Here is a 3,825-nt window from a genome sequence, read left to right on the forward strand (position 1 = left end):
CACTATCGCCTCTTCCATAACGGACGTTCCGCCTTCCACCAGGTCTCGACGTTCAGGCGCTACTGGCGTGCCGCCCGTTCATCAAAGCCGACCGGGCTCCTCTTGGGAGGGAAAGCTGCCAGTCTGCATTCGCCCACATCCAGGCGTTCAAGCTGGCGATCCGGGCTCCCGATAACGGCCATTCGTTAAGCGCGATCTTTGCCGTTTCTCCGTCTCCGACAGGCCATTTCGGGAAAGAGTAATCGGGAACAGATTTTGGGAAAGGGGGTGCCCCGGACGGCTCTCGGCGCGATCGCCCAGGCGAGGTTCCCGCCCGACGTTCCTCTTCGGGAAGAGTGAGATCAACCAAAAACGTCCACAAGCAGCCTTATGCAATATTTCGAGCTGAATTGTTTTTGCCAAAGCCGAGAGGTGATATGAGCTTCGCCCGGGGAGACTCAGATGACTCGATTTGCACTGGCAGCATTGGTAGGCGCGGCACTTTTCTCGTTCGTGTCTGGGGTGGGAAGAGCGGTCGCCCAACCATCGCATGGACCGGGCTTTAAGCTTCCCACGATGACGGGGAAGTATCCCGGCATTATCTACCAATTCCACGGTAAGGAAGCGAGGCGGTTAGCTGATGAAGTACTACCCGCTGTTGCTGACGAACTAACCAGCGCATCTATCCAAGAAGACACTTATCTTCCTCTTCCCCGTTATTCTGGACTGACGATTGATATCGCACTAAAGGTAAAGGCAGAGCGCTCTACTTGCGAAGAGCGGCATGTGCGCCTCTCATTTAACTATCAAAAACCTGATAACCCTCTCGTCAAACCTTTAACATTGAAAAACGGTCGCATTTTTGACCACGTTTTTGTCTCACTCTATTGGCGAAATCGATATTTCACACTTTCGGATAAATCCGTTTCCCCTGACGTAGCATTGGCAAGTTGCCGTGCGTATTCGGTCGACACTTCAAATTGGCAGGAAGCGTCAAGTTCGTACGAATATTATGTTCGGACGGACCAAATTGCGGAGCTGAACAAGGCGATCGAAACCTTACCCATGCCGCAAATTCACTGTCTCGACTCGCAAGGAAAGCCTTGCGGTTACGAACGCTCGAAGCTTCTTTCTCTGGTGCAAACAGCCCCACCCGAGCGGCCTAAGTCATTGGTTATCCCGAATGAGGGTGCGGTAACGGTATATAGCCACTACGGCTACTATGATGCTGATCAGATCGACTATGTTGCGACGCTGCGGTCGGGTAAGCGCGATCTCCAATCACTGGACATCCGTCTTTCTAAGAGCCTCCCGCCGCCGGCGGTCTAGAGTGCTGATTGCCAGTCGGCTATTCTGTCCAACCCGGTCGTTCCCGGAATTCGATCCCATCGGGAATGCCCCGACCGTTCAGATAGGCCTTGTGCGCACGCCCCGCTCATTCAGCAGCACAAGGCCCGCTGGGGAGTCTGGAAGCTTAATTGGATCGCGTTCGATAAGGCGTTCGGCCATTTGTTCACTCACATACAGTGCGATACGCGATTGGTCGGGAAGATGGTGAGACAGGTAGCTTTGCGTAGCTTCCCGATCCCAGACAGGCAGCAGTAATCCGGCATTGAGCACCGATCGTAACAGCAGATTTCCATTTCCGAGCAAAGCACAGTCCACTTGGTCCACCAACCTTTCGTCAAAGGCGATCGGCCTCCCTTCATCTTGAACGACGATCACAAGTCGATGCTTATCGCGATCGATGCGGAGTGGAATTTTCAATAATGTCTCGGCGCGCTCAGAACGTATGAGCTGCGGGGGCGGAGGTGCACTATGAAGGCGATACCATGACCGTTCATCGAATTCGGACATGGGCTTAGTAAGCTGGGCAGAGTCCATTAAAGGATCATGCACTACCGAAAGCCAGGTCGGCTCATCCAGATAGCCGGACGAATACTGGACAACGAGCTTCAGGCGCGGTTCTACCATGTAATTGAGAACCGGAATGAACGTGATATCGGGACCATTGGCTATCTGCATCTCGCTGCTTCTAGCCGATGGTTGTGAATATCTGCCTAGCCCTAAGGGCTCGTGGGCCGTGCTGCTGGCGGAGACGCGCCATTCCCGAAACTCGATCCTGAATGCGAAAGGGTTACCGCCCAATCTACGTCATGATCAGCTACGACCGCGTCTCTTCCGACTGCGCGAAGTCGGCATCAGTATTTTCGCCGCCCTTGCGTAGTGGCAGATTTAGTAAGCGACGTAGATATGCATGGTATCGCGGCCGCCGGTCGCCAATGAGCGCGTGAAGATTTCACCACGGACGGGGTGCTTGTCTGAGCCTACCTTGCCCGCATATTCATAATAGTGAACAAGATCAACGCTCTTGCCCTTGATCCCGAAGGCTTCGAACGCCGTCTTTAACTCGTCACCATAAGGCATGGCATTTCGCACGCCCTCGACAGTTAACGCACACAGGTTCGAATAGCGTCGCTTGGAGTCGAAGCTGGCGAGGACCGCACTGGCCGGACGACCGTCGAGCGTACCGTTCCACTGCTCCGTCGCCTCAGGCTTGCTAAAATCATAGTTGCGATCGATCGCCTTGGAGATGGCAAGCTTTGGCACGTCGATGTTCGTCGTCTCAGTCTTATGCCAGCCTGCCGACGAGAGTGCAGTTGAGCGCGCTGCCGGATCAAGCCCGCCTGCCAAGCAAAGCTTGCCAAAAGTGGCTACTGCCGACGGCAGTTCGGCCGTAGGTTGAGCTGCCGCCGCTGCGCTGAGTGTAAGAGCCGCCAAAGCAACGGCTTCAAGCTTTAGTTTCATGCTAATTCTCCAAGCGATCTAATATCGAAGGGCAGCTATACCGCTGATCTCTGGATAAATCATAACGTCCAGCTGGGCTTAGGCAGCCGGCCTAGGGACCGGCCGTCCATGATCTCCCGATGGAAGCCTTCCCATTTTTCCATCGATTCCGAGAACGCCGATGCCCCCTCGCCAGCCGTTCGTTTATGGGAAAGGCGCGTGCCGCATTAGGCCGTGAGGTGCTAACGCAATCACATTATCAAGATTTGGCTTGGTTCCGACGCATCCCACGAGCTACATCGCAAGCGATCTGGCGAAGTCTGATAGTGTAATACAGGACAGCGAAGTCTCTCGCCTTCTGGACTTGCGCGGTTGGGATAAGGCCATCGTCTAATCGGCCAGACCAAAGACCTACACCATAGCGGAACTGCCACAATCTCACCTGCAATGGCGAAAGGTTCTCGCTTGCCGCAGTCAGAAGGTCACCTTGGTAAATACGTTCTGCTGCCCAGCGAAGCGGGCTGACGATTTCTGCGATCTTTGGCTCCAAGGCCACTGTGTCTACAGGAAACCCGCATTTATAGTCCGAGGCGCGCAAAGATACGACGCCCGTTGATGAGGGCCAAGGCAAGTCATTTTCTGCCGCAATACGCGCGAGGATGCCCTGACTGTCGTCCCTTACGGACAATAAGTTTGCTGTGGGCCGCACAAGAGCTTGTAGCGCCACCAAAGCAGCTAGCAGGATAAGCCACACACGCCCAAATTGCATCTAACAGCCCCAGTAATCTATCGACTGTCCGCATTTTCACCGTACCCGTGGCGGATTTGCAAGCTACCCGATCAGCAACGCTGTCACGAAACGGCAGACTCGACACTTCCCAAAATACCATCCTTTTAAGGAATTTCGTTTCGGCCGCTTTTCGCGCGCCCTGCAATCGGGATGGCGCAGCTCAGCGTATGGTTATGCTATTTTCTGAAGTGCAAAGCCCTATATAAATACAACGCATTAATTGAATAAAAAGCTGACATGTTACCAGCCACCGCCATGCGGGGGGGGGG

3 protein-coding genes are annotated in these 3,825 nt (G+C 54.3%); 1 reads left to right on the forward strand and 2 read right to left on the reverse strand.

Features of this window, described 5'->3' with window-relative positions:
- Positions 1 to 441: 441 nt before the first annotated feature.
- Positions 442 to 1,308, forward strand: a complete 867-nt coding sequence (locus tag sphst_RS20640; protein WP_159043634.1) for a hypothetical protein — start codon at positions 442 to 444, stop codon at positions 1,306 to 1,308.
- 78 nt (positions 1,309 to 1,386) lie between these two features.
- Here sphst_RS20640 and sphst_RS20645 read toward each other — a convergent pair whose 3' ends face one another.
- Together sphst_RS20645 and sphst_RS13705 are read right to left on the reverse strand one after the other, a co-directional pair.
- On the reverse strand, positions 1,387 to 2,004 hold the full coding sequence (locus sphst_RS20645; RefSeq protein ID WP_159043635.1) for a hypothetical protein: 618 nt from the start codon (positions 2,002 to 2,004) through the stop codon (positions 1,387 to 1,389).
- A gap of 210 nt (positions 2,005 to 2,214) precedes the next feature.
- A complete protein-coding gene (locus tag sphst_RS13705; protein ID WP_159043636.1) occupies positions 2,215 to 2,787 on the reverse strand; it encodes a hypothetical protein in 573 nt (190 codons plus the stop codon).
- Positions 2,788 to 3,825: the final 1,038 nt, after the last annotated feature.

Source organism: Sphingomonas sp. STIS6.2, from assembly GCF_000732685.2.
Classification (GTDB): domain Bacteria; phylum Pseudomonadota; class Alphaproteobacteria; order Sphingomonadales; family Sphingomonadaceae; genus Sphingomonas; species Sphingomonas aerolata.

Bases quoted from the DNA above. Each gene is read 5' to 3' on its own strand.
- sphst_RS13705 (WP_159043636.1), bottom strand. From the start codon at position 2,787: ATGAAACTAAAGCTTGAAGCCGTTGCTTTGGCGGCTCTTACACTCAGC.
- sphst_RS20640 (WP_159043634.1), top strand. From the start codon at position 442: ATGACTCGATTTGCACTGGCAGCATTGGTAGGCGCGGCACTTTTCTCG.
- sphst_RS20645 (WP_159043635.1), bottom strand. From the start codon at position 2,004: ATGCAGATAGCCAATGGTCCCGATATCACGTTCATTCCGGTTCTCAAT.